This is a genomic window from Brotaphodocola sp. (genome assembly GCF_050873065.1).
In the GTDB taxonomy this organism is placed as follows: Bacteria; Bacillota; Clostridia; order Lachnospirales; family Lachnospiraceae; genus Brotaphodocola.
In genome coordinates this window covers 1-2519 of sequence record NZ_JBNMIC010000115.1, presented here as the reverse complement: position 1 = coordinate 2519, position 2519 = coordinate 1, and the positions used below count along the sequence as shown (strand labels likewise).

The 2519-nt window shown below is 48.3% G+C and carries 3 protein-coding genes; all 3 read right to left on the bottom strand.

Features of this window, described 5'->3' with window-relative positions; genetic code table 11:
- Positions 1–1005 (bottom strand): lactaldehyde reductase (gene fucO, locus ACR0QE_RS13340; protein WP_432628822.1); only part of this gene is annotated, 1005 nt, incomplete at its 3' end.
- A 385-nt stretch (positions 1006–1390) separates the two neighbouring features.
- Positions 1391–1981: a TetR/AcrR family transcriptional regulator C-terminal domain-containing protein gene (locus ACR0QE_RS13335; protein WP_432628821.1), complete on the bottom strand. Its 591-nt coding sequence runs from the start codon at positions 1979–1981 to the stop codon at positions 1391–1393.
- A gap of 73 nt (positions 1982–2054) precedes the next feature.
- Positions 2055–2519: ClpP family protease (locus tag ACR0QE_RS13330; RefSeq protein ID WP_432628820.1), on the bottom strand; the 465-nt coding region annotated here is incomplete at its 5' end.

Genomic DNA, 2519 nt, shown 5'->3' with positions numbered 1-2519 from the left:
GCCCACATCTGCGGACAGCTTCTTGACTGCATCGACAGCTGCCTTGCGGTACTCTTCCTGGGTCATCTCATCGACACCCTCGACGCCCATTGCCTTTGCAATGTATTTGTACTTATCTCCGGTGCACGGAGCGTTGTACTCCATAACAGTCGGAAGCAGAATTGCATTTGCGACACCGTGCGGAGTGTCATAGACTGCACCGAGTGAATGTGCCATTGAGTGAACGATTCCAAGACCGACATTGGAGAATCCCATTCCTGCAATGTACTGACCGAGTGCCATTCCCTCTCTGCCCTCCGGAGTGTTTGCAACGGCGCCTCTCAGGGACTTGGAAATGATCTCGATTGCTTTGAGATGGAACATATCTGTCGTCTCCCATGCAGCCTTTGTGATATATCCCTCGATCGCATGAGTCAGGGCATCCATACCGGTGGAAGCCGTCAGACCCTTCGGCATACTTGACATCATATCCGGATCAATCACTGCCACTACCGGAATGTCGTGGGTATCTACACATACAAACTTTCTCTTCTTCTCAACATCGGTGATCACGTAGTTGATCGTTACCTCCGCTGCGGTTCCTGCTGTGGTCGGAACTGCGATGATCGGCACACATGGCTTCTTCGTCGGAGCCACACCCTCGAGGCTTCTGACATCCTCAAACTCCGGATTGTTGATGATGATACCGATTGCCTTTGCGGTATCCATCGAGGAACCTCCACCGATTGCAATCAGATAATCTGCACCGGATGCCTTGAATGCTGCGACACCGGTCTGGACATTCTCGATCGTCGGATTCGGCTTAATGTTGGAATAAATCTCATAAGCAAGACCTGCTCCGTCCAAAACATCCGTCACTTTCTTTGTCACGCCAAATTTGATCAGATCCGGATCAGAACATACAAATGCCTTCGCAAATCCTCTGGTCTTCACCTCATTTGCGATCTCCTTGATTGCTCCTGCTCCATGATAAGAAGTCTCATTCAATACAATTCTGTTTGCCATGTGAATCTCCTCCTATAAATAATCTCTGGCCACGTGCGGAATCAACCGCACATGACCGGTTTTGTTTTGCTCTTCTGGACGAAATTTTCTTTTCGTCCGCTCTCTTGCAACTGTTATAATTTTAACAGCATTTTTTCAAAAAAGAAAGTGACAAATCCGTCCGTTTGTCACTTTCCGCCTAAAACTTTTTTTCTATTTTCTTTTTCTTCATCTATTTTCACGATAAAAGTCCGGGAAATTCTCGATTTCTCCGTTTTCACGCCTGTCAAACCATAAACATTTTTCTCAGTCTCAAGCACACAATCCGCATGACACCGGTATCCTGTCCGGCATCTGCAGAAAAGAAAAAACGCAAAACCCGTCAAAAACACTCAAATCAAAAACCTCACAAGAGCCCAAGCTCTGCAAACACCTTCGCAAGTTTCGGCGGGATTCCCTCCACAAGTTTCTCCGCCATCTCCTCCGGAGAGCGCTTCATTCCGCCAAGCACCCATTTTTCCGTCATATAAACCGACCCCCGGCAGTACATCTCAAGCAGGAAATCGAGATCTTCACTCAGCGTTCTCGACGTCCTCGCCGCAATCAGGCTCTTATAAAACTGCAAGATCAGGACGAAATCATGTTCCTTGACCGAATTGTAATCATCCGAGCGGAACGCTTCCGTGAAAAAAGCTTTCTCCTTGCGGATAAACTCAAATTTCTGGACCAGACTCTCCCCTACCGTATTTTCTGTTCCCATCTGTGCGAATGACTGGAGCACAAGTTTATCGAAATACCAGTTAATCAGGTCATATTTATCCTTAAAATTCCGGTAAAATGTCTGGCGCGTCAGTCCGCATCCATCCACGATATCCTTGACGGTGATGCGATCCACCGGGGTAACCTTCATGCATGCCTTAATCGACTCCGCAAGCCGGTACTTCGTGCGGTCACTTCCTCCCGGATTCCCGGATACCTCTATCTGTCGTCTGTCCATCTCTCTCATCCTTTTCTTCTGTATCGTTCTGTATCATTCTTTCTCTGTCCGTCATTTGTCTGTCTTTTCTTTCTTATTTTATCAGATTTTCTCTTCTTCTGTCTACCATCTCGTAGAGTTTTCCAAGTGCTTCCCGGATTCCTCCGACCTCGTCGATCAGTCCCTCCCGGACTGCCTGTGTGCCGACAAGCACCGTTCCGAGATCCCTCGTGAGCATCTTCGTATTCAGCATCAGCCGTTTTGCCTGATCGTAAGCGATCCGGGAATGTTCGCTGATAAAACTTAAAATCCGGTCCTGAATCATATCAAAATATTCGTAGGTCTGGGATGCCCCGATCACAAGTCCATTCATGCGGACCGGGTGAATCATCATCGTTCCGGTCGGCACAATAAACGAGTAATCCGTCGAGACGGCAAGCGGAACTCCGATTGAATGGCTTCCGCCAAGCACCAGAGACACCGTCGGCATCGACAGAGATGCAATCATCTCCGCGATTGCAAGTCCCGCATCGACATCCCCTCCCGAGGTATTTAAGAG

What these genes read in the sequence shown, in the direction of transcription:
- ACR0QE_RS13335 (WP_432628821.1), bottom strand. Translation starts at nt 1,981, where the DNA reads ATGGACAGACGACAGATAGAGGTATCCGGGAATCCGGGAGGAAGTGAC.